We start from the raw sequence: 23,089 nt of genomic DNA on the forward strand, positions 1-23,089 counted from the left end.
CGGATCACGCGGTTGTCCCGGTGGCGGCCCTTGAGCGACTTGAGCGAGTTGCGGATCTTCATGGCTATCGGCCTTTGATGAATCAGGTGTCGTCGGAAAATCGAAGCGCAGCCCCTATGGGCGGGGCAGGCCAAAGTCAAGGGCGACCGGCCGCATTTCGCCGCCGTTCATCGCCGGTGCAGCCAGTCCATGGCTTTGCGCGTTGTGCGGGATTATGCCGGCCGCGCCGTTACACAAGGCCCATGCCCGCTGGAGAGAAACCATGTCGAAGCGCCTGATCCTCGCCGCCGCCCTTGCCTTCCCGCTTGCCGCCTGCACGACCACAGCGCCGCCGACCGAAGTTACGCGGTTCCATGTCGGCAATCCCGCCCGATCCGGCACCATCGCGGTCGAGGAAATGCCGGGCAATCCCGACATCAGCCTGGAATTCCGCACCTATGCCGACGCGGTCGCCCAGCAATGGCGGCAGATCGGCTTCACGCCCGTCGCCGCCGGGAGCCCAAGCGACTATGTCGCACTGGTCAGCTTCCGGCGCGGTTTCCGCCCGTCGGGCGTCGACCGCAGCGGCCGCCCCGTGAGCGTCGGCGTCGGCGGCGGCATCGGCAGCGGCGGCTACTCCGGTCTCGGCCTCGGCATCGGCATCAACCTGTCGGGCAAGCCCAAGGACATCGTGACGACCGAGTTGCAGGTCCAGCTGCGCCGCCGCGCCGATTCGGCGACCGTCTGGGAAGGCCGTGCCACGACCGAAGCGAAGCAGGGCACGTCCGCCGCCCAGCCCGCCATGGCCGCGCAGAAACTCGCCGCCGCTTTGATCCAGGGCTATCCGGGCGAGTCGGGGCGCACTATGATCGTCAAATGAGCATTTCCATTTCGAGCGGCTTTGACGGCGGCAATATCCGCGTCCTTTCCATTACCGACAGCGCGGACGGCGGTGTCCGCGCGGAACTGGAGATCGTCACCGATCATCAGAGCGATTTCTACCAATGGTTCCATTTCCGCGTCGCCAATGCGGCGGGCCGGGACGTCGAGCTGGCGATCGTCAATTGTGCGGGGGCGGCTTACCCCGACGGCTGGAAAAACTATCGCGCGCGGGTCAGCGAGGATCGGGAGAACTGGTTCCTCGCCGACACCGGCTATGCCGACGGCACGCTGACCATCCGCATCGCGCCCGACAGCAATGTCGCCTGGGTCGCCTATTTCGCGCCCTATTCGATGGAGCGGCATCACGATCTGATCGCCTGGGCCGCGACGCAGCCGGGCGTCGCCCACCGCGAACTCGGCCTGACCCTCGACGGCCAGCCGCTCGACCTGCTGACAATCGGCGATGGCCCCAAGCAAGTGTGGCTCTACGCCCGCCAGCATCCGGGCGAGACGATGGCGCAATGGTGGATGGAAGGCGCGCTGGAGCGCCTGTGCGACGAAGAGGACGCCGTCGCCCGGCTGCTGCGGCAGAAAGCCACCATCCATGTCGTTCCGAACATGAATCCCGACGGCAGCCGGCGCGGTCACCTCCGCACCAACGCAGCGGGCGTGAACCTCAACCGCGAATGGCATGATCCGACGCCTGAGCGCAGTCCCGAAGTGCTGCTGGTCCGCAAGGCGATGGACGCTACCGGTGTCGATTTCGCCATGGACGTGCATGGCGACGAAGCGATCCCCGCCGTGTTCCTTGCCGGGTTCGAGGGCATCCCGTCGCTCACCGAAAAACAGGCACGGCTTTATGCCCGCTATCGCGACACGCTGGCTGCGCGGACGCCCGATTTCCAGACGCGACTAGGCTATCCGACCACCCCGGCGGGCAAGGCCAACCTCTCCATGTCGACCAACCAGCTCGCCGAACGCTTCGGCGCGGTGGCGATGACGCTGGAAATGCCGTTCAAGGACAATGACGACCTGCCCGACGCCGACTATGGCTGGTCCCCCGCCCGCTCGATCCAACTCGCCAAGGATTGCCTGGCGGTGCTGGCCGAGATGATCGACGAGATTTGAGCGACAACGAGTTCATCCCACCCCCGTTCGTGCTGAGCCTGTCGAAGCACGCGCGCGCCCTTCGACAGGCTCAGGGCGAACGGGTGGACGGCATTGCTACTTCCAATCAAACGCCAGCGGCGCTTCCTTGAAGGCGAAGCGGTCGAGATGGTCCGCGACCACCTGCTGGAACCGGGCGACATCGGCCTCCGGCGTCGGCTCCAGCGTCACGACCAGCGCCTCGGGCGCGGCTTCCATGCGGAGTGTTCCCATCGGAAAGGCGATCTCGCTCTTTTCCGCGTCGAAGCGGACCTCGAACTTGTGACTCCAATGCTTTGAAAGTTGCTGGAGATAGCGGCTGGCGTTGGCGGTGGGGACGGTTGCGGTGACGGTCATGGGTTACAGCCTTTCGATCTTGGTGGCGGCTTCGTCGATCAGGGCAGCGACATCGAACAAAGTCTGTTCGTCCGCCCCTTCCTTCTCCAGCCGGTTCTGGAGCGCGAAGCGCAGATTGTGCATCGCCCGGCGCACCGGGCCGCCATCCATCCGCTCCGCCTTCTCCGCCAGCGCCGCGAGCCGGCCGAGCGCCGCCTCCAGCTCCGCCTGGCGCTCTGCAAGCTGCGCCAAGCCCGCGTCGGTGATGGCGAAGCGTTTGCGGCTGCCCGAGCCCGTGTCGGTTGGCGTCTGCTCGGCGATCAGCTCCATGTCCGCCAGCAGGGTGAGGGTCGGGTAGACGACGCCGGGGCTCGGCGCATAGGTCTCGCCCGATAGCGCCTCGATCGCGCGGATCAGCTCATAGCCGTGGCGCGGCTCGTCGGCGATCAGCTTCAGCAGGATGAGCCGCAGCGCGTCATTGTCGAACAGGCGGCGGCGTCCGCCGCCAGACCCGCCCCGGCCGCCGCCCCGAGTTCCATGCCGGCCGAAACCGTCGTCGCCCATCGGTCCCGATCCGAAGCCATGGGGGAAAGCGAAATGGCCGTGGCGGCCGTGAAAAGCGCGGTGATGGCGCATCATCTGGATAAGTCCTGTCTGTTTCATGATGCGTCTAGATATATCTTAAAAATGTCGCTCGTCAAGAGATAAGATATATCTTTATCGATCTTGCGATAATCCGCTATTCGATCGCCGTCAGCACCGCGACTGCCCCGCCCGAAGGCGCAAGCGTCAGCGCCAGCGATCCGCGCGCCTCGACCGTCCCGACGCGCAGGCTGTTCATGTCCGCCCCGTCCTGCCAGACCCGCGCGCGCCAGCGCTTTCCCGCTCCAAGCGCATCGAGCGGCACGCGAACCGTCCGCCCGCTTTCATTGGTCATCGCGCCGATATACCAGCTCGCCCCCTTGCGCCGCGCGATCACCACATGCTCGCCGATCGCGCCGCCCAGAAAACGGGTTTCGTCCCAACTCGCCGGCACCTCTTTCAGGAAATCCGCCCCCGGCGTCAGCGCGCCATCCGCGCCGATATAGGAATCCGGGCTGTCCGCCAGCATGACGAAGGGGCTGTCATAGACGACATACATGGCGAGCGCCTGCCCCCGCGTCGTCTGGACGAAGGGCCGCTTCAACCGCACCCTGCCCGCAAATTCCGCCGGCGCAACCGCATGGAAGCCACCCGGCGTATAGTCCATCGGCCCCAGCAGCCCGCGCGTGAAAGGCAGGGTGACATTGTGCGTCGCGGTAATGCGCGTCCCGAACTTGTTATATTCCGCGCCCAGCACCCCTTCCTGCGTCATATAATTGGGCCATGTCCGCGCCAGCCCATCGGGCGGGTAAGCGCCGTGCAGGTCCACCATCAGCCGATGCTTCGCCGCGGTCGACAGGATGCGGTGGTAGAAACCAACCATCTCCTGGTCGTTGCGGTCCATGAAATCGACCTTGATCCCCCTGATTCCCCAGGCTTCGTAGAGGGCAAGCGCATCGTCCATCTGCCGCTCCAGCTGCTTCCATTGCAGCCAGACCCAGATGCCCACCCCCCGCTCCTGCGCGTAGCGGACAAGGCCGGGCAGATCGACCGCCGGGATCGGCACGGTCACGTCGGCGGGCGTCGGCGCTTCGCTGCTGCCCTTGTACCAGCCCTCGTCGATCAGGACATAGTCCAGCCCCATCTTCTGCGCGAAATCGATATAGGCCTTGTAGGTGGCGGTATTGACGCCCGGTTGCGGCACATCGACCGCCCAGCCGTTCCACCAGTCCCACGCCGCCTTGCCCGGCCTGATCCAGCTTGTGTCGGCGATCTTGGACGGCTCGGCGAGCAGGCTGATAAGGTGCGAGGGTATGAGGTCGCCCGGTGTGTCGCCCAGCATCACCACGCGCCAGGGCGTCACCAGCGGCCCTTCGCTGAACGACGCGCGCACCGCCGTCTTGAAGCCCGCGCTGTCCTGCGCATTGTCGGTGCGCGTCGTCAGGCTGATATTGACGCCCAGCCCCCCATCGCCCCGCCGCCGGAAATAGGCCCCCGCATAATCGCGCTTGTCGGCTTCGGCGAGCGCGAAGGTCGCCCCGCCTTTTCCTGTGCTGCACAGCAAAGGCGCGTCATAGAGGTGGAAGCTGCGCATCCGCGACGCCTTGACCGGATCATATTCGAACTCATGGCTGTTGGCATGGACGCCCGCATTCGCCCCCCAACAGTCATAGTCCGCCGGAAAATAGAAGCCCGTCGTTTCCCAATAAATATCGATCGCCTTGAACCGATCCTGCGGCGGCACGACGAAGCGGTAGGCGACCCCGTCGGCATAGGCGCGCGCGACCAGATCGAACGCCACCCCATCGGTGCGGCGCTTGAGGTGCAGCGTCACCTGCTCGTAGCGGTCGTGCGCCTCCGCCGCCTTGCCGACGACCGGACGATAGACGTCGTTCACTCTGGCGCGGTCGGCACCGACGACCTCCAGATCGGCCCCGCCCAGCGGCCCCTGGCTGGTGAACATGCCGATCGGCGAAGGCGACAGCACCGCCCGCCCGTCGCGCCAGACAGTGTAGCGCAGCTTGCCCTCGGCAACGCTCAGGTCGATGCGGTTGCGCTGATCGGGGCTGGCGAGGCGTATATCGTTAGCCGGCTGCGCCGAAGCCGCGTTGATGCTGGCGACCGCAGCCGCGGCGTAAAGGATGATACGCATCGTCTCTCCCATCTTGTTAGCGCTATCGTAGCGGCGGCGGCACGGCTGGCAAGAGGAAGCGATCGATAGAAAATTGGCGGCGGCGCGTGGCAGGTCCAGTGTCGGCTGGACCTGGCGCGCACCACCGCCAGTTAAGGGGAAGGGCGACCCCGCAAGGGAGGGCCGCCCTTCATCATTATGCCGTGCGTTTAGAAGTCGATCTTGGCCCCCACCCGCATGAAGCGGCCGATGATGTTCGGACCGGCAAAGGCAGGGTTGTAGTTGAAGATGCCATAGGCCGCGTTCACGTCCACCGGCGCCTTGATATCGAACACGTTGAGAACGTTCGCATAAAGGGTGAAATGGTCGTTGATCTTCTGGTTGATCGTCAGATCGACGTTCCAGATATCCTTGGTCCTGCACTGGACCGGCGTGCCATCCTCATAGGAAATGAGGCCGTCCTCGACATTGCCGACGCAATCGCCCTTGGTCATGCCATAGTCGATCTGCGCGGTGTCCACCCCCTTGGTATAATAAGCGGTGACGGTGACCGACGTGTCCTTGTAGGTCAGCGTATTCTGCCAGTTCGCCCGCAGCTTGGGCGCGCCCGAGCAGCTGGTGATGTTGCAGGGGCTGAGCGTGCCGTCATAGCGCAGCTTGCTGCCGCCATCGTTCAGCTTGTATTTCAGCAGGTAGGACGCATCCAGCGCGCTGGTCCAGTTGACGTCGGGCGACAGCGCATAATTGGCGTTGATGCCGAAATCGATGCCGCTCACCGTCTGCGAATTGGCGTTCTGGTAGGATGTCTGGATGAAGCCCAGCAGCGGCAGCGCGCCCGGATTGTCGTTGCTCGGCGTGCCCGCCACGACCGTCGCGCCCGGAATGTCGACCACGCCATTGTTGAGATAATAGGCGTTTTCATAGGGCGACGTATCGGTGATGCCGACGATCAGATCCTTGATCTTGATGTGCCAGAAATCGACGTTGAACGACACGTTGCGGATCGGCTCGAACACGAAGCCGGCCGTGAACGACGTCGACTTTTCCGGGTCCAGCTGCGCGTTGCCCGTCTGGGTCAGGCCGACGCTGTAGTCGCCCGTGACATAGGGCGCATTGGGTCCGCCATGCGCGGCGCAGAACGCCGCGTAGGTTTCGCAATTGATGCGCCGCGTGACATAGCCCGTCGTCGGCAACCCGAAGGCTTCGTTGAAGCTCGGAATGCGGAAGCCCTTCGAGAAGGTGCCGCGCACGACCAGTTCGGGGATCGGCGTGAACTTGACCCCGATCTTGGGCGAGAAATTCTCTTGGCCCGTCGAATATTTGTCGTACCGACCCGACGCCGTCAGCTCCAGCTGGTCCAGAACCGGGGCCTGAAGCTCGAAGAAAGCCGACTTGACGTTGCGCGAGCCTTCCGCGCCCACCGCGTTGATCGAATAATAGCGATCATAGGGATTTTCGTCGTTCGCCGGGTTGGCCGACGGCGAGTCGATCGACTCCTTGCGGTATGCGATGCCGACCGCCGCCTGGAAAGGACCGCCGGGCAGCTGGAACAAGTCCTTCGCCAGCGTGCCCTGCACCTGCCACAGCTTCGACTTGGAGGTGGTCACGCTCTGCGGCGCGATATAGTCCCAGACCTCCTGCGAATTGGACATCGGATCGAGGAAGTTGAACGCCCCGGTCGCGGCCACGTCCATCACCCGCTGCGGGATGATATAATTGTCCTGGAACCGCTTCAGCCGCACCTCGGACGCGGTGAAATTGACGCCATAGCGCCAGTCGTCGGCGAAGCTGCCGTCGATCCCGGCGACCGCACGCAAGGCGCGGGTGCGGGTCTCGTCGGTGCGGGCATAGGGCGAGCGGATCAGCACCTGCGCGCGCTGCCCCGCGGCTGCATAGGGGTTGTTGGGGTTGAGCACGCCATTGGCTGCGGTGCAGCCAGTATTGAGCGCATCGAACGTCCCCTGCCCCGAAGCGCAGGTATAGACCGGCAGCAGCACATTATAGGCAGCCGGCGTCAGACCGCTCGGCGAAGCGGCCGGCGTGCCGTTGAAGCCCAGCGGCGTCAGGGTCGCCAGCGTGTTGGTCTGATAATAGGTGCCCATCGCGTAGAATTGGGCATTGTCGCCCAGGGTGGCGGTGATGCGGCCCGTGAGGCCATAGCGCTCGATACGCGGCTGGAGCATCTGATAGTCGTTCTGATAATCGACCTCGCACACCCCCTGCGCCGGCGCCGAAGGCGACGTGCCGATATTGGGATTGAGCGGATAGTCACCGCAGCCCAGCGACGGGTTGAGATAGGAGAAACGGCCTGAACCGACATTGGAGCCGGTCGCAACCGGCCGCACCAGCCCGATGCCCGGAATGGAGAACAGCCCGTTGAAGGTGCCCGATTCGGCCGTGTAGCCGTTCCAGTTGTGGTTCGCCATGCAGCTGCCGGACTCGTTGCAGATGCCTTGCAGATCGGTCGAGTTATAGGGATAGCCCCGCTCGCGCGCATAGAGCGCGTCCGACTTCTGATATTCGCCCGACAGATAGACGTTGAACCCCTGGTCGGCGAGGTCGCCATAGCCCACGGTCAGGTCGATGCGGCGCTCGCCCGCGTCGCCGCGATCGGAAATGCCGGCCGACGCATTCGCGTGAATGCCCCGGATTTCCTTTTTCGTGATGACGTTGATGACGCCCGCGATCGCATCCGCGCCATAGGTGGACGACGCACCGTCGCGCAGCACTTCGATCCGCTCGATGATCGCATTGGGGATGCTGTTCAGGTCGACGAAGTTGCGCTGCCCGTCGTCCGCCAGCGGATAGGGGGCAAGCCGCATTCCGTCGACGATCGACAGCGTGTTCTGCACGGTCAGGCCGCGCAGCGCCGGCGCGTTCGCGCCCGCCGCGAAGTTGCTGCCGGTATTCCAGCCGCTGGAAATGGTGCCCGCGCCGTTGGCGCTCAACCGCTGGAGCGCTTCGGACGCGGTGTTGAGGCCGCGCTGCTGGAGGCTTTCGGCCGACAGCACGGTGACGGGCGAGGCCGTCTCGCGCGCCGTCTGGCGCAGGATCGATCCGGTGACGACGATCGTGTCGCCTTCTTCGGCATCGGCTGCCTGTGGCGCCTGATCCTGCGCGTAGGCCGCGCCATGCGCCATCATGGCGCCCAGGATGACAGGCGCCACGCCCGCGCGCAGACGCGCGCTGATCTTCGTTTTTTTCAAGGTCCAGTCCCTTTTCTGGATGGGCCGGCAAGGCCCGTTTGCAACCCGTGCGACCGCGAAGAAACCGCGGATAGGGACAGACTGCTCCGCCAGCGGGACCGGGTAAACTGATGCAGGTTATCAAAATTAGCCCATAAATTCAGATAGTTGTAATTTTACAACAGTAAAATAGACGGTTAATGCGCCGCTCATATCCTGCAATTGCGAAACACCCTGGAAACAGAGCGGCATCATCTCACGGGCGCGGCACAATCCGAAAATCGGCGTCGCCACGACCACGCCTTGAACAGGTCAAGTCAATCGCCGCGCACCACTTGCCGGTCAAAAGCGGCTTGACCTGTCAGCGATCGCTTTCGGTCACCCCATTGCGGTTCTCATCATCATCGACGGTGCGTTCGCCAAGATGACCGGGGCCGTGATAGGCGATCTCGCTCTGCCCGCCATGGCCCATGAAGGTGCCGAACTGACCGTCACCCTTCTTGCCGTCATAGGGATTGGGATAGGCCGCGCCAGCGCTCTGCCCGCCCGGCGTCTCGCCGCCATCGACCAGATTCTGCACGCCGTCGCCATGCCCCGCCTTCTTCACCGAAGGCGAAGCGGGTTCAGCCTCCGAATCCCGCTCTGCGCTGCCCAGCCCCTGCGCCTCGGCAAAGGCGACGCCGGACGCATATTCGACCTCGGCGTCGCTGCCGGGCAAAGGCTGGCGCTGCGCCTCACCTCCATCCGCTGGCTCGGTCGCGACCGCCTCGCCGCGCCAGCCCTGGGTCGGCGGCGGCGCATCATCCTTGATCGGCGATCCCTGCCCTTGCAGGAAGGCGTTGCGGTCGTTCATGCGGACACTCCTTTGCCCCCATGAACGCCCGCCCGGCGGCTGCGGTCCCCGCCGGTCGCCAACCTGGGTTAGGCAGGGGGTTCATTACGCCGGCTCACATGCCCGTATGCGCGCCATGATCGCCTGATTGCAGCGCCTGCGCGGCCTTCAGATGCTGCTCGACGATCGGCAACGCGGCCTTGGCCGACATGCGCAGCGGCGCCTGGTCGCCATTGGCCGAATAGCTGCGATGCAGGTCGAGCGCCGCCTGATGCGCCGGCACCTGCTGCGCCAGATAGAGCCGGTTGAAATCGGCGGCCGACGCGCTCTGCAGCTCCGCGATCGAGGCGCTGTGCCCTGCGTCCAGCGCTGGCGGCGGCGGGGTCAGGCCGGCTTTTCCGGCCGCTTTGACCGTCGCCGCCGTAGTCTGCTGATGATGCCGGATCAGCATCTCAGCCAGCCTGCGAACAGCGGGCGACTTCGACTTCTGAACCGCGATCTTGCTCGAATCGATCTCGTAAAGATCGCTCATCCCGGCGGCCTTCACATAGGCCGAGGCGGTGGTTTTCGCCTCTGCCGGCGGTGGCGGCGGCGGGGTCTGGCCCCCGGCGGGAAGCGAAACCGCGCTAAGCGATCCGGCGAGCAGCAGCCCGGCAAGCATTTTCATGGCACATCCTCCTGACGATTGTCACGCTGCGCCCAACGCCAGGCCCCTGCTCCGCGTTCGCCGCCCTGCGCGTCAATGCGCTCGGATGCTCACCGGCTTTACCGACGCCCCGCATAGGTTAGCGGGGCACCTTCACCTCAATGCGCCTCGAAACTGTGCAGCCCGCGCGGGTAGGGATTGATCGCCACTCGCGTCGCCATCACGCCCGGCGTCCCGCCGAAGCTCGCCCGGTGCCATCGCCCCTGCGCGGCCGTCACCACGTCACCCGGCTCGGCGGTGAAGAAGGGCACGCCCTCGATCTGGTAATCGATCTTCCCCTCCATCACGAACCAGAATTCGTCATAGCCGAAATGGAAATGGCCCAGGTTGCTGGCGGGCGGGGTCGGCGTGCCTGGCCCACGGATATTGTTCACGAACAGATGGTCGCCCGCGATAAACGCCCCCGCGCGCTGGCCGCCATTCACCACATCCTTGTAATAATCGAGATAGGGCCGATCCTCGGGACGATAGACCCCGTCCCCACCCATCAGCGCCGCCTTCACATAGGTGAAGCCAGCCACGTCCTTGGGTTTCTGCGACATGGTTGCGGTCGGATAGAGCGGCAGGTCGCCCGCGCCATGCACTTCGAGCCACAGCGCTGGCTCCGGCCCGACGCTCTCCAGCGTAAATGGCAGGCGAAAGGGGATATGCACCTCCCCGCCCTTTACCGCGACGAACGGCTCCTGCCCCTTGATGCTGACGCGCAACTGCCCGCCCCACACGATCAGCGCGGTGGCATTGTCGGGATACATCAGCGGCTCGGTCTTGCCGCCCGCCGCCATCTGATGCCAGTCCGCTTCCAGGTCGCGGTTGCGGACGATCGGGTGGACCCAATTTTTCTGCCCCTTATGCCGTGCCAGGATGTCGGCCAGCTTCCAGTGCGGCTTGTTGGGCGCGTCATAGGCGCGCACCGGGGTCCGCTTGGGCGACCAGCCCGTCTCCATCAGCGGGCGTGCGGGCGGCGGGCCTTTGGGCGGCGCAGCGGCCGGCTGAGTCTGCGCCGCGCCGCCCAGCGCCAGCAGAACGGGCGCGCACAACAACAAGGCAGCTTTGGCGGGGGTCATGTCTCTCTCCTGCGGATTTTCTACTCTAACAAATCTTGAGCGGTTTCACACCGCTACCGCCGTGCCCGGCACATCGCCATCGACAGGCGCGGGCTGCTCCAGCAGCCGGTTGGGATCGACGATCACCCAGGCGAGCACGCCGGCCAGCACCACCGCTGACCCGGCGATGAAGGCGGCGGTCCAGCCGAACTGCGCCGCGATCATCGGCGTCAGCGTGGAGGTCAGCGCGCCGCCGATCTGGCATCCCATGTTCATGAAGCCCGACACGACCCCGCTATGCGGCCCGGCGATGTCGGCCGTCACCGACCAGAAGCTGCTTTGCGACAGATAGATCGCGCCCGCGCCGCCCGCCAGGATCAGCACCGCGAGCGGCGCATTGTCGACCATCGATCCGCTGGCCAGGAAAATGCCGGTCAGGATGAAGGACACCACGCCCAGCCCCGATCGGCCCCAATAAAGGCCGTAGCGCGCCGACACCCGATCGTTGATGACCCCGCCCAGCAAACAGCCGAAGGTCATGCAGAGAAAGGGCAGCATCGAGAAGACGGCGCTCGATTTGACGTCCAGCTGCCGCGCTTCGGCGAGGTAGATGAAGAACCAGCTGAAGAAGATCCAGATGACATAGCCGAACGCGAAATAGCTGACGAACAGGCCCCAGACATTGCGGCTGGAAAAGATCGCGCCCCACGGGATCGGGGCGTTCGATACGGCCTTTGCCGGCGGCAGTCCCGCTTCGATATGCGCCAGTTCGCCGGCATTGACCGCCGGATGATCCTGCGGCCGGTCGCGCGCCAGGAGGAACCAGATGGCGGCGGCGACAAGACCGATAACCGCACAGACATAGAAGGATGCACGCCAGCCGCCCCATAGGATGATCGCGGTAATCAGCGGCGGGGTGATGCCCGATCCCGCACCCACGCCCGCAAAGATCCAGCCATTGGCCTTGCCGCGCTCCTGCGCCGGGATCCAGCGCGACAGAAACTGGTTGCCGCACGGATAGACGACCGATTCGCCGATGCCGAGCGCGAAGCGGGTCAGCGCCAATAGCAGCAGCCCGCCGCTCGCCTGCGGATGGATGAGCGCGGTCGCGGCGGTGAACAGCCCCCACCAGACCAAAGCGCCGGTCAATACAAGGCGCGGGCCGTAGCGCGCGGCAAGCCATCCGGCCGGCACCTGGAACAGCGCATAGCCGATCAGGAAGGCGCTGAAGACCCAGCCGAGCTGGACCTGGTCGATGCCATATTCCTTGCGCATCTCGACGCCCGCCACCGAGATGTTGGTGCGGTCAAGGAAGGCGATCGCGCTGATGACGAACAGCAGGAAGATCAGCCCCAGCCTAACCCTGGATCGCGCAACTGCCGTCATCACTCATCCCTCCACGCCGGCTTGCGCGCCGGACAATATAGTATATGATTTTTCTACGACGGATATTAGTCCGTGTAAACAGACAAGAAACGAGGGGATGATCGATGCGGTTGGGACGGGCGATTATGGCGATTCAGCTGTTCCACTCGCTGTTCGCTTTAGCCCATGCAGCACCCCCGTCCGCGCCTCCCGTGGCCGACCGGATCGGCCATACCGACCCGGCCAAAATGCGCGACCTGACGGCGGTCCATGGCGGCGCGGGATCGATGCGCTTCGGCCCGTTGCTGGGGATGGATGCACTCAGCACCAACCTCATCTTCATCCATCGCGGCGTGATCGCGCCAAAGAGCGGCATCGGCCAGCATTTCCACGACGATTGCGAGGAGATGTTCGTGATCCTGGATGGCGAGGCGGAATTCACCATCGATGGCCGTACCTCGCGCATCGCCGGCCCTGCTGGCGTCCCCGATCGCAAGGGGCACGCCCACGCCATCTACAACCCGACCGACAAGCCGCTGCAATGGCTCAACATCAATGTCGGCATGACCAAGAGCTACGACAATGTCGATCTGGGCGACCCGCGCACCGGCGTCGCGCTCGATCCCATCCCCCAATTCGTCACCATGCGGCTCGACCGCAGCCTGCTGAAGCCCGCCGGCCCTGCGCTCCCGGACGCCAGCGCCGGCGCGCTTTACCGCCGCGCGCTCGGCCCCACCATCTTCTCGACCCCCTGGGCCTATGTCGATCATATCCTGCTGCCGCCCGGATCGACCCTCGGCAACCGGACCCAGCCCGACATGAGCGAAGTCTATTATGTCATCGGCGGCGCGGGCGAAGCGACGATCGGGCAGGAGCGCGCCGCGATCAAGGAAGGCGACGCCGTGCCGGTCGATCTCGGCGAAGCCCGCGCCATCCGCCAGACCGGCGACGCGCCCCTCGAACTCATGGTCATCGGCGTCGCCCGCGACCTCGCCGCCAAGGCCCGCTACCGGGCCGAGACCGAAGCGCGGATGCGCCCCGCCCGCTGACACCCCCTTTCCCCCTAGGAGACTGACACCCCATGCCCTTCCCCCTTCGCGCCGCCCTGCTCGCCGCGACGCTCCTCACCGCAGCCCCGCTGGCGGCCCAGCCCCCCGCCCCGGTAGCCGCCCCGTCGATCGAACGGATCGACCCGGCGCTCGACGCGATCATCGCGCCCGGCACGCCGATCGAGCGGGTCGCGACCGGCTTCGGCTTCACCGAAGGCCCGATGTGGCGCGAGGGGCGGCTCTGGTTCTCAGACGTGACCGGCGACAAGATGCGCGCCGTCTCGCCGGACGGGATGATCGAAGAACTGGTCGCCAATTCCGGCGGCCTCCCCGGTGCCCCGCTCGGCAAGCCGATCGGCTCCAACGGCATGGCGCCTGCCCCCGACGGCACTGTCCTGATGGCCCAGATGAGCGGCCGCCGCATCGCCAAGATCGGCAAGGATGGCAAGCCCCAGCCCTTCATCACCGACTATCAGGGCAAGCGCCTCAACAGCCCCAACGACCTCGTCTATGACAAGGGTGGCGCGCTCTGGTTCACCGATCCGCCCTTCGGCCTCATCAACGGCATGGACAAGGATCCGGCGAAGGAACTGCCCTTCAACGGCGTGTTCCGCTATGCCGATGGCAAGCTCACCGCCGTCATCACCGACATGACCCTGCCCAACGGCATCGGCTTCTCGCCCGATTTCAGGACGCTCTATGTCGGCAATTACGGCCCGGACAAATATATCCGCGCCTATGACGTCGCGCCCGACGGCGCGCTCTCCGCACCCCGCATCCTGATCCGCTTTGCCGAACCGGGCGAAGGGCCGGACGGGCTGAAGGTCGACAGCGCCGGTAATATCTGGATGACCGGCCCCGGGGGCATCCGCATCGTGACGCCAAAGGGCAAGATACTCGGCCAGATCAAACTGCCCGAAGTCGCCGCCAACCTCGCCTTCGCGGAAGACGGCCGCACCGTCTATATCGCCGGCAGCAGCAGCATCTATCGCCTGCGCACCAAGGTGAAGGGGATGCTGCCCCTCTACGCCAACGCAAAATGAGGACAGGCGTGCGGCACTACGCCAGATGCGCTCGTAACGCTGTATAAGAAAGACTCGCGTTCCCCAGCGAAGGCCAGGTCCAGTCCCACGCTCCGAACTGGCCCCTTGATGGGAGTCACGCGCCTCCCATCAACTGCGCCGGGGAACAAGCTGTAGCGTTATGAAAATGCTGACTTCCCCTGGACGCCATCCTCTCAGCGCCCGCCCGCAGGCGGCGGCGCAGCGGCCGCAGCCCCCGGCGCAGCCGCATAGTGCGCCGCCAGATAGGCGGTGATCGTCTTGATCTCGTCGGGCGAGACTTCCGCGCCGCGATCGGCCATGCCCTGCACCGTCGCCGCCCAGTCCGCCTCGCTCCGCCGCTTCTGGAAGACCTGCGCGGTGGTGTGGCAGAAACCGCACCGCTCGTTGATGAGGTCCAGCCCCGGTCCCGGCGGCGGCGCGGCGGCAGCGGTGGGGGCCGGCGTCTGCTGCGCCCATGCGCCCGCCGCGCCGAGGGGCAAAGCGAGCGCCATGATGATCCGTCCGAACTTATGCATGGTCATTCCTCAGGGCAGGGCATAGGCCACCACCGCATCGCTGGTGGCGGGCGAGAAAGCGAAGCCCCCGGTGGCGACCACCGCGACCATCTGCCGTTTCCCCATGGCATAGGTCATGGGCGTGCCATAGCTGGAACCGGGCAGTTCCGCCGTCCACAGCAGCTTGCCCGTCCTGGTGTCGAAGGCGCGAAAACGCTGGTCTTTGGTCGCGCCGATGAAGGTCAGCCCGCCCGCGGTCGTGAACGGCCCGCCGGCGCTGGTGATGCCGGCATCCTTGAGCAGCGGGTGCCCCGTGTCGCCCAGCGGCCGCCGCCAGGCGACAGTGCCCTTCACCACATCCACCGCGACCAGCTCGCCCCATGGCGGCTTGTGGCAGGGGAAGCCCGTCTCCATGTCCGCGAAATAGGCATAGCCGCCCTTCATCCCCCAGCTGCCGTCGGGCTGCTGCTCCAGCTGCTGCGGGCTCGCCAGTTCGTTCAAGTTGATGACGTAGAGATTGAGACTGGGGTCGAACGCGCCCCCGCCCCAGTCCGCGCCGCCCAGGCTGCCGGGGAAGAAATTGATCGCGCTGTCGGCCCTCAGCGGCTGGAAGGGCTTGCTGGGCGTGACGTTGAGCTTCTTGACCAGCGCCTCGCACCGTTCCTTCAGCTCGGGCGTGATGTCGAGTATGTCCTTTTCGGTGTAGGCAAGCCGCGTCAGCGGCGGCGGCGCGACCGGCATCGGCTGGGTCGGCCATGGCTGCTCGCCCGGCACGTCGGTCTCGGTCGGCACCGGCACTTCCTTGACCTCGAACAGCGGCTTGCCGGTCACCCGGTCGAGGATGAACATGATCGCGGTCTTGTTCATCGCCACCAGCGCCGGCGTCGTCCGCCCGCCGCGCTTGATGTCGATCAGCGTCAAAGTCGGCAGGTCGAGATCCCAGATGTCGTGATGGACGGTCTGGAAATGCCAGAGATATTTGCCCGTCGCCGCATCCACCGCGACGACCGAATTGGAATAGAGGTTGGCGCCCTTGCGATCCGCGCCCCAGCGGTCGAAGGTCGGCGCGCCGATCGGCAGATAGGCGATGCCACGCTTCTCATCGACCTGGACGAAGGTCCAGACATTGGTGCCCGACCGGCTCTTTGCGCTGCCCGGCTCCCAAGTCTCCGCCCCCGGCTCGCCTTCGCGCGGGATGGTGTGGAAGGTCCAGACCAGCTTGCCGGTCCGCGCGTCCCAGGCGCGCACGTCGCCCGCCGCGCCCTTGACCGGCATTTCCTGCACCCGCGATCCGGTGATGACGAGATTCTTGTAGATGGCCGGCGGGCTGCTCATGCCGAGCGGCGCGGCGCGCAGGCCGTTCATGACCTCCGGCGTCTTCATATTGACCATGCCCGCTTCGCCGAACTCGGTGGCGAGCTGGCCCGTCGCGGCATCGAGCGCGATCAGCTTGCCCGACCGCGTGCCGAAGAAGATGCGCGCGCCCTTCCCCTTGACCCCGGGCCAATAAGCGACGCCGCGGGTCGGCGCCTGATCCTTGTTGGCGAGCGTGTAGGCCCAGCGCTCCTGCCCGGTCGCGGCATCGAGCGCGACGACGCGATTATAGGGGGTGGAGAGATACATGACCCCATCGACCACCAGCGGCGTCGCCTCCGACGCCGAGAAGCCGGTGGCGAACTTGGCGCGCATCCCGTCGGGCATCGGCCCTGTATCGGCGGTGACGCCCGGCGGGCGCATATGATAGACCCAGGCCTGGCGCAGCGTGCCGACATTGACCGGCGTGATCTGCTTAAGCGGCGAATGGCGCGCGCCGCCGGGATCGCGGCCATAGCTGGCCCAGTCCGATTCGGCCGAGGGCGCCGCGCCCGCGATCGGCGCGACCGTCAGCGACAGGAGCGATGCCAGTGCGGTCGACCGGCGGAAGAGGGAGGAAAATTGCAACGACATGCCTCTCCGGTAAAATGCGGGTCCGACCTTCATCGACAAGCCCGGTTGTTCTTTTGTAGGAGCAATGCTAGCAAAGGGTGAAATCATATACAATATGATCTGAAGGATTTTTGGCGTCGCCTATGTCGGCGCTCAAGGGAGATGGAATATGGCTAATCTGCCCCTGGCCGGCATCAGGGTTCTCGACATTTCGCAGGTGATGGCAGGCCCCTTCTGCTGCATGTTGCTGGGCGACATGGGCGCGGACGTCATCAAGATCGAGCCGCCCAAAACGGGCGATTCGACCCGCCATTCGATGGGCTTCCGCCTCAAGGGAGAGGACAGCCCAGGCTTCCTCGCGCTCAACCGCAACAAGCGGAGCATTGCGCTGAACCTCAAGGACGATGCCGACCGCGAAGTGCTGTATGCGCTGGTGAAAAGCGCCGACGTGCTGGTCGAAAATGCCCGCCCCGGCGTCGCCGCGCGCCTCGGCATCGACTATGATACGTTGGCGAAGATCAACCCGCGCCTCGTCTATGCCAGCATTTCGGGCTTCGGCCAGACCGGCCCCTGGGCGCAGCGCCCCGGCTTCGACCTGATCGCGCAAGCGATGTCGGGCATCCTGAGTTCCAACGGCTTCCCCGGCATGGAGCCGGCGAAGAACAGCATCGCGGTCGCGGACCTCGGCGCCGGCCTCTTCTCGGCCTATGCGATCCTGTCCGCCGTGATCGGGCGGGAAAAAAGCGGCCAGGGGCAGTATATCGACGCCTCGCTACTGGAGGCCGCGCTGGGCCTGTCGATCTGGGAAACGACCGAACTTTGGGGCACCGGCAAGTCGCCCACCCCGATCGGCTCGGCCAACCGTATGTCCGCCCCCTATCAGGCGGTGCAGGCGTCGGACGGCTGGTTCGTCATCGGCGCGGCCAATCAGGGGTTGTGGCTCACTTTCATCCAGGTGCTCGGCCGCACTGAGCTTCAGGACGATCCGCGGTATTCCACCAACGCCGCGCGCGTGACCAATCGCATCGCCCTGATCGAGGAACTCGCGCCAACTTTCCTGACCCGCACCCGCGAAGAATGGATCGACGCGCTGCTGGCGGCCGGCGTCCCCGCCGCCCCGATCCTCGATTATGGCGAGGCGGTGACGAGCGAGCAGGCGGTCGCGCGCGACATGGTGCAGATGGTGCCGCATCCGGTGGAGGGCGAGTTCAAGGCGCTCGGCTTCCCGGTCAAGATGCGCGGCACCCCGCAGGAAGTCCGTCTGCCCCCGCCCCTGCTGAACGAACATAGCGATCTGATCCGGCAGGAACTGATCGACAAGGGCCTGCTCGCCGCGCCGCAGGAAGCCGCGCAATGAGCGAGGCTCGGCTGATCTACGAGAAGCGCGGCAACCAGGCGCATATCCGCTTCTCCAACCCCGCCGCGCATAATGCGTTGACCAGCGCGATGTGGCACGACCTGCGCGACGCCGCGCGGGACATCGCCGCCGATCCGTCGATCCGCGTCGCGGTGTTTCGCGGCGTCGGCGGCAAGGCGTTCATCTCCGGCACCGACATCTCCAAATTCGCCGATTATGAGACCGGCCAGCAGGGCGTCGATTATGAGCGCGACATCGACGAATGCATGGGCGCGGTCGACGCCATCCCCTGCACGACCATCGCGGTGGTGGAGGGCTGGGCCGTGGGCGGCGGCATCAATATCTCGTCGGCCTGCGATTTCCGCATCGCCACGCGCGACGCGCGCTTCGGGTCGCCGATCGGTCGCACCATCGGCAATTGCCTGTCCGCCGCCAGCCTGGCGCGGATCGGCGGGGCGGTCGGCGTGCAGCGAGCCAAGCGCATGGTATTGCTGGGCGAGATGCTGACGGCGGAGGAACTGTGCGCCAGCGGCTTCCTGCTCCGCATCGTCGAGCGCGAGGCGCTGGACGCGGAGGCCGAGGCGCTGGCGGTGCGCGCGGCGGAGAACGCCCCGCTCACCACGCGCGCGACCAAGGAGATGCTGCGCCGCATGACCTTCGGCGCGCTGCCCGATGTCGAGGATCTGATTGGTGAGGTCTATGGCAGCGCCGATTTTCGGCAGGGCGTTGCCGACTTCCTCGCGCGCACCAAGAAGGTGCCGGAGTGGACCGGGCGCTGAAGCTGAAGGCGCTCCGACATTACGTTGTCGCGTTCCCCGGCGAAGGCCGGGGCCCAGTTCCACGCTCGGGACTGGGCCCCGGCCTTCGCCGGGGAACAACAAGCTATCGGTTCCAGTTGATGCAGTTTCGTTGAAGCGGCCTCCGGCTCCGCTCCATCAATTACATTTGCATGGCCCGTCGGCCTTCGCGGGCTCTGGCTTCTGCGCCACGATGCGGACATTGGGCATCAGCGCGGCGTTGGGCGGCAATGGCAGGTCGCCCGCCGGAAATCCGTTCGCCTCGAACATGAAGGCTTCGATATCGGCCACTTTCCGCCCGCCCAGGCTTCCCGGCGCATTCAGGGGCATCGTCATCTGGATGCGCGCGAACAGGTCGCCGGCCGACGTATTGTTCCAGTTGTTGAGGAAGGTCGGCCCGACCAAAGCCGGCGCGACGTCGATACCGGCCAGCGTCTCGCCATGGCACGCGGCGCAGTTTTCCGCATAGGCGGTCTTGCCCCGCTCCGCCTGCTCCTTGGTATAGACGCCGGTCCACACATGGCGATCGGGCGCCTGTGCGCGGGTCACCACCGCGCCGCCGGCGCCAAGCAGCGCCGCGCCCGCGATCCATCCAGACATCCGCCGCATCACGCCACTCCCGGAAGGCGGAACGCGATCAGCTCCGCGCTGTAATTGCCGCCGCCCACCGCCACGACGATATATTGGCGGTTATTGAGCATATAGGTCATCGGCGATCCGCTCTGCGGCGCTGGCATGTAGACAGCGCCCCTCTCCTCGCCGGTCCCCTTGTCATAGGCGCGCAGCATCGCGCCGCGTATGCCATATTCGTTGGTGTAGAAGCCCGCCTCGCCACAGATCACCAGCGTTTTGGTGCACAGCGGCCCGAGATTGCCGGCGCGCCCGGTGCGCGGGATTTTCAGCCCCCTGAGCGCGGGATGGTTGCGGACGTTATCAGGCGTCTCGCCATGCGCGACCTGCCATTTGAGGTCGCCCTTGCTGAGGTCGATCGCAGTGATGCGGCCATAGGGCGGCTTGAGCAAGGGCAGGCCGTCCATCACCAGGAAGCCCGGCGGCGGCCCGGAGCCCGGCCGCATTGCGGGCGGACGACGCGGCTCGCCCGATCCGGGCGCGCCCATCGCCGTCTGGGGCTTTACGTCTGCCCCAGCAATGCCGTGGACCTGGGGAAATTCCGACACGCTCGTGTCGTCGTTGGGGATGATGCCGATGACCGACGGCTGGGTCTTGGAATAGACGAAGACGGTATGGCTTTCGGGATCGTAACAGCCGCCCGGCCAGTTGGTCCCGCCCTGAATGCCCGGCACGGAGATTGTGCCCCAGCGGCCCGGCTTGCTGACCGTCGGCGGGGTGTAGAGCGGCCCGATCTTATATTGCTTCACCATCTCCACCGCCTTGGCGCGCAATTCGGGCGTGAAGTCGATCAGGTCATCGATGCCGATCCCCTGCACGTCATAGGCGGGCGGCTTGGTCGGGAAGGGCTGGGTCTTGGCATACCATTCGCCCGGCACGTCGCCCTTCTCGACCGGCCGTTCGACGATCGGCCAGATGGGCTGGCCGGTGGTGCGGTCGAGCACGAAGAGGAAGCATTGCTTGGTCGGCTGCGCCAGCGCCTTGACCGTGCGGCCATCGACCGGGATGTCGCACAGGATCGGCGCACAGGGAATGTCTCGATCCCAAAGGCCATGGTGGACCAATTGATAATGCCAGCGCCGCTGCCCGGTCTCGATATCGAGCGCGACGAGGGATTCGCCGAACAGCGCGTTGCCGCGCCGGAACATGCCCATCTCGTCGCCGGTCGGCAGCTCGACCGGGACATAGACGAGGCCTAGTTCCTCGTCGGCGGACATTTCCGCCCAGACGCCGGCATTGCCGGCTTCGTCGGCATCCTTGTTCAGCCAGCTGTCATAGCCATACTCGCCCTTTTTCGGGATGGTGTGGAAAATCCATTTGCGCTTGCCGGTCCGCACGTCGAAGCCACGGACATAGCCCTTCACATTCTTCCGCACCGCCGGCACGTCGCCCGCTGAATGGGCCGCGCCCACCACCACCGTGTCGCGCGCGATCAGCGGCGTGGCGTGCAGCCCGACATCGGCGGTTTCGGGATCGAGTTCCTGATCGAAATCCTGCTTGAGGTCGACCACGCCATTCACCCCGAAAGCCGGATCGGGCAGGCCCGTGTCGGCGTCGAGCGACACAAGCTGATAGCCGATGGTCACGAACAAGATGCGCTCGGCCTTGCCGTCGGTCCAGTAGGAGCAGCCATGGCCCGACAGCTGGCGCGGGGAATTGAGCGCCCGCTGCCCTTCATCCTTGCGGAACATCCAGAGCAGTTCGCCGGTCGCCGCGTCGATGCAGACGCAGTCGCGCCGCGATCCCGCCGTCAGGAACAGCCGCCCCTTGATGAGCAGCGGGGTCGGCTCGAACTGATATTCCTTGCGCGCGCCCAAAATATCGGTCTTGAAGCTCCACGCCATCTGGAGGTCGCCGAAATTATCGGCATTGATCTGTTCCAGCGGTGAATAGCGCGTATTGGCCTGGTCGGCCGCATAATGGCGCCATTCGGTGTCGGGTCCGCCGGGCAGCTCATCCTGCGCCACCGCCCGCCGCACCGGATTGACCCCGATGACGGCGGCGGCGGCGGCCGTTCCGCTCAACAATGTGCGTCGGCTTAACTTCTGCATCGCGCTTCCGGCCCTCTCCCAGCTCTGTTGCGCCTCTATGGTCGGTCGTGTCACCAGCTGACCGCGATATATTTGGCCTCGCAATATTCCAGCAGGCCGTGATGCGCGCCCTCACGCCCGAGCCCGCTCTGCTTGACCCCGCCGAAGGGCGCGGCCGCATCGGAGACAAGACCCCGGTTGATCGCGACCATGCCCGCCTCGATCTTCTCCGCCATCTGAAGCCCGCGCTTCAGATTCTCGGTATAGACATAGGCAGCGAGCCCATATTCGGTGGCATTGGCGAGCGCGATCGCGTCTTCGGGATCATCGAAGGGGATCACCGCCGCGACCGGGCCGAACACTTCGGTGCTCAGGATTTCCGAATTGAGCTGCACATTGGCGATCACCGATGGCGGATAGAAATAGCCCGCCCCTTCCGGCGTCGTGCCGCCGAGCTTCACCTCCGCCCCGCGGCCGACCGCATCGGCGACCAGATGCTCGATCTTGTCGATGGCAGCGCGGTTGATCATCGCGCCGCACTGGGTCGCGCTGTCGAGGCCCGGCCCCATCCGCATTGCGCCCATCCGATCGACCAGCTTGGCGACGAAGGCGTCATGAATGCCGCGTTGGACGTAGAAGCGGTTCGCCGCTGTGCAGGCTTCGCCGGCATTGCGCATCTTGGCGACCAGAGCGCCTTCGATCGCCTCGTCCAGATCGGCGTCGTCCAGGATCAGGAAAGGCGCGTTGCCGCCCAGTTCCATCGACGAGCTGATGACCTGATCGGCCGCCTGGCGCAGCAGGATGCGGCCGACCTCGGTGGAGCCGGTGAAGGACAGCTTGCGCACGCGCGGGTCGTGCAGGATGTCGCCGCACAGCGGCCCCGGATCGCTGGTGTTGACGACATTGACGACGCCCGCCGGCACGCCTGCGCGGCGCATGATCTCCGCCACGGCGAGCGCCGTCAGGGGCGTCTCCTCGGCGGGTTTCAGGATGCAGGTGCAGCCCGCCGCCAGCGCGGGGGCGATCTTGCGCGTCGCCATTGCCGCCGGGAAGTTCCAGGGGGTAATCAGCAGGGCGATGCCGATGGGCTGATATTGCACCATGATCCGGTTCGCGCCAGACGGTGAAAGGGACAGTTCTCCGTTGATGCGGACGGCTTCCTCGGCATACCAGCGGAAGAATTCGGCGGCATAGGCCACCTCACCCCGCGCGTCGGCCAGCGACTTGCCATTTTCCAGCGTGATGAGCTGCGCCAGCCATTCCTGTTCCGCCATCATCGCATGGAAGCAGGCGAGCAATATGTCGGCCCGCTTGCGCGGGGGGGTCGCGGCCCAGCCCGGCGCGGCGGCGGCAGCGGCATCGACCGCGGCAATGCCCTCGGCCGCGCTCGCGTCCGCGACCGATGTCAGCACCGTTTCCGTCGCCGGGTTCATTATGTCGATCCGCTTGCCGCTTGCCGCCGCCGTCCAAGCGTCGCCGATCAGCAGGTCGGTCGGGATGGCGAAGGGGCCGTTATGGCCGTCGGTCGTGGTGCAGGTATAGCTGTGCGTCATGG

The 23,089-nt window shown here is 65.6% G+C and carries 20 protein-coding genes; 6 read left to right on the forward strand and 14 right to left on the reverse strand.

Annotated elements, in window-relative coordinates; all coding sequences use genetic code 11:
• Window positions 1-262 precede the first annotated feature (262 nt).
• Together V2B31_RS09915 and V2B31_RS09920 are read left to right on the forward strand one after the other, a co-directional pair.
• Complete coding sequence (locus V2B31_RS09915) at window positions 263-859, forward strand: hypothetical protein (RefSeq protein ID WP_328277986.1); 597 nt, start codon at window positions 263-265, stop codon at window positions 857-859.
• Window positions 856-1,989, forward strand: coding sequence for a M14 family metallopeptidase (locus V2B31_RS09920; RefSeq protein ID WP_328277988.1), 1,134 nt, complete (start codon window positions 856-858; stop codon window positions 1,987-1,989). Before V2B31_RS09915 ends, V2B31_RS09920 begins: the two co-directional genes overlap by 4 nt.
• Window positions 1,990-2,085: 96 nt before the next feature.
• Here the strand turns inward: V2B31_RS09920 and V2B31_RS09925 are convergent, their stop codons facing one another.
• The 9 genes from V2B31_RS09925 to V2B31_RS09965 all read right to left on the reverse strand — a co-directional run bounded on the left by V2B31_RS09925 (window position 2,086) and on the right by V2B31_RS09965 (window position 12,208).
• Window positions 2,086-2,364, reverse strand: a complete 279-nt coding sequence (locus V2B31_RS09925) for a DUF2218 domain-containing protein (RefSeq protein ID WP_328277990.1) — start codon at window positions 2,362-2,364, stop codon at window positions 2,086-2,088.
• A gap of 3 nt (window positions 2,365-2,367) precedes the next feature.
• On the reverse strand, window positions 2,368-3,006 hold the full coding sequence (locus V2B31_RS09930) for a PadR family transcriptional regulator (RefSeq protein WP_328277992.1): 639 nt from the start codon (window positions 3,004-3,006) through the stop codon (window positions 2,368-2,370).
• Window positions 3,007-3,082: 76 nt separating this feature from the next.
• On the reverse strand, window positions 3,083-5,077 hold the full coding sequence (locus V2B31_RS09935; protein ID WP_328277994.1) for a glycoside hydrolase family 97 protein: 1,995 nt from the start codon (window positions 5,075-5,077) through the stop codon (window positions 3,083-3,085).
• 188 nt (window positions 5,078-5,265) lie between these two features.
• Complete coding sequence (locus V2B31_RS09940) at window positions 5,266-8,262, reverse strand: TonB-dependent receptor plug domain-containing protein (protein WP_328277996.1); 2,997 nt, start codon at window positions 8,260-8,262, stop codon at window positions 5,266-5,268.
• Between the two features lie 126 nt (window positions 8,263-8,388).
• On the reverse strand, window positions 8,389-8,535 hold the full coding sequence (locus V2B31_RS09945) for a hypothetical protein (protein WP_328277998.1): 147 nt from the start codon (window positions 8,533-8,535) through the stop codon (window positions 8,389-8,391).
• Window positions 8,536-8,602: 67 nt separating this feature from the next.
• A complete protein-coding gene (locus tag V2B31_RS09950; RefSeq protein WP_328278001.1) occupies window positions 8,603-9,094 on the reverse strand; it encodes a hypothetical protein in 492 nt (163 codons plus the stop codon).
• Window positions 9,095-9,188: 94 nt separating this feature from the next.
• Entirely contained in the window at window positions 9,189-9,740 is a 552-nt protein-coding gene (locus V2B31_RS09955) for a DUF4142 domain-containing protein (protein WP_328278003.1), read from the reverse strand.
• Window positions 9,741-9,877: 137 nt separating this feature from the next.
• Complete coding sequence (locus V2B31_RS09960; protein WP_328278005.1) at window positions 9,878-10,843, reverse strand: cupin domain-containing protein; 966 nt, start codon at window positions 10,841-10,843, stop codon at window positions 9,878-9,880.
• Window positions 10,844-10,888: 45 nt separating this feature from the next.
• Window positions 10,889-12,208 carry an MFS transporter gene (locus V2B31_RS09965; RefSeq protein WP_328278007.1) on the reverse strand — a complete coding sequence of 440 codons (1,320 nt, stop codon included), beginning with the start codon at window positions 12,206-12,208 and terminating at the stop codon, window positions 10,889-10,891.
• 125 nt (window positions 12,209-12,333) lie between these two features.
• Here V2B31_RS09965 and V2B31_RS09970 point away from each other — a divergent pair, with 125 nt between their 5' ends.
• Window positions 12,334-13,236 carry a cupin domain-containing protein gene (locus tag V2B31_RS09970; RefSeq protein WP_328278009.1) on the forward strand — a complete coding sequence of 301 codons (903 nt, stop codon included), beginning with the start codon at window positions 12,334-12,336 and terminating at the stop codon, window positions 13,234-13,236.
• A gap of 32 nt (window positions 13,237-13,268) precedes the next feature.
• Complete coding sequence (locus V2B31_RS09975; RefSeq protein ID WP_328278011.1) at window positions 13,269-14,279, forward strand: SMP-30/gluconolactonase/LRE family protein; 1,011 nt, start codon at window positions 13,269-13,271, stop codon at window positions 14,277-14,279.
• 194 nt (window positions 14,280-14,473) lie between these two features.
• Here V2B31_RS09975 and V2B31_RS09980 read toward each other — a convergent pair whose 3' ends face one another.
• Both V2B31_RS09980 and V2B31_RS09985 read right to left on the reverse strand, forming a co-directional pair.
• Window positions 14,474-14,815, reverse strand: a complete 342-nt coding sequence (locus tag V2B31_RS09980) for a hypothetical protein (RefSeq protein ID WP_328278013.1) — start codon at window positions 14,813-14,815, stop codon at window positions 14,474-14,476.
• 9 nt (window positions 14,816-14,824) lie between these two features.
• A complete protein-coding gene (locus V2B31_RS09985; protein WP_328278015.1) occupies window positions 14,825-16,741 on the reverse strand; it encodes a pyrroloquinoline quinone-dependent dehydrogenase in 1,917 nt (638 codons plus the stop codon).
• 148 nt (window positions 16,742-16,889) lie between these two features.
• Between V2B31_RS09985 and V2B31_RS09990 the strand changes: the two genes are divergently transcribed.
• Both V2B31_RS09990 and V2B31_RS09995 read left to right on the forward strand, forming a co-directional pair.
• The gene (locus V2B31_RS09990) at window positions 16,890-18,077 is read left to right on the forward strand and encodes a CaiB/BaiF CoA transferase family protein (RefSeq protein ID WP_328278018.1); all 1,188 of its coding nucleotides are present in this window, start codon (window positions 16,890-16,892) and stop codon (window positions 18,075-18,077) included.
• Window positions 18,074-18,856, forward strand: a complete 783-nt coding sequence (locus tag V2B31_RS09995; protein WP_328278020.1) for an enoyl-CoA hydratase — start codon at window positions 18,074-18,076, stop codon at window positions 18,854-18,856. The genes V2B31_RS09990 and V2B31_RS09995 overlap by 4 nt, the downstream gene beginning before the upstream one ends.
• A 156-nt stretch (window positions 18,857-19,012) precedes the next feature.
• Here V2B31_RS09995 and V2B31_RS10000 read toward each other — a convergent pair whose 3' ends face one another.
• Genes V2B31_RS10000 through V2B31_RS10010 form a run of 3 tightly spaced genes read right to left on the reverse strand, consistent with a single transcriptional unit; the run spans window position 19,013 to window position 23,087 of the window.
• Entirely contained in the window at window positions 19,013-19,483 is a 471-nt protein-coding gene (locus tag V2B31_RS10000) for a c-type cytochrome (protein ID WP_328278022.1), read from the reverse strand.
• Complete coding sequence (locus tag V2B31_RS10005) at window positions 19,483-21,609, reverse strand: outer membrane protein assembly factor BamB family protein (RefSeq protein ID WP_328278024.1); 2,127 nt, start codon at window positions 21,607-21,609, stop codon at window positions 19,483-19,485. The genes V2B31_RS10000 and V2B31_RS10005 overlap by 1 nt, the downstream gene beginning before the upstream one ends.
• A complete protein-coding gene (locus tag V2B31_RS10010) occupies window positions 21,606-23,087 on the reverse strand; it encodes an NAD-dependent succinate-semialdehyde dehydrogenase (protein WP_328278026.1) in 1,482 nt (493 codons plus the stop codon). Before V2B31_RS10010 ends, V2B31_RS10005 begins: the two co-directional genes overlap by 4 nt.
• Window positions 23,088-23,089: the final 2 nt, after the last annotated feature.

Origin of the sequence: Sphingobium sp., from assembly GCF_036170395.1 — a bacterium.
In the GTDB taxonomy this organism is placed as follows: Bacteria; Pseudomonadota; Alphaproteobacteria; order Sphingomonadales; family Sphingomonadaceae; genus Sphingobium.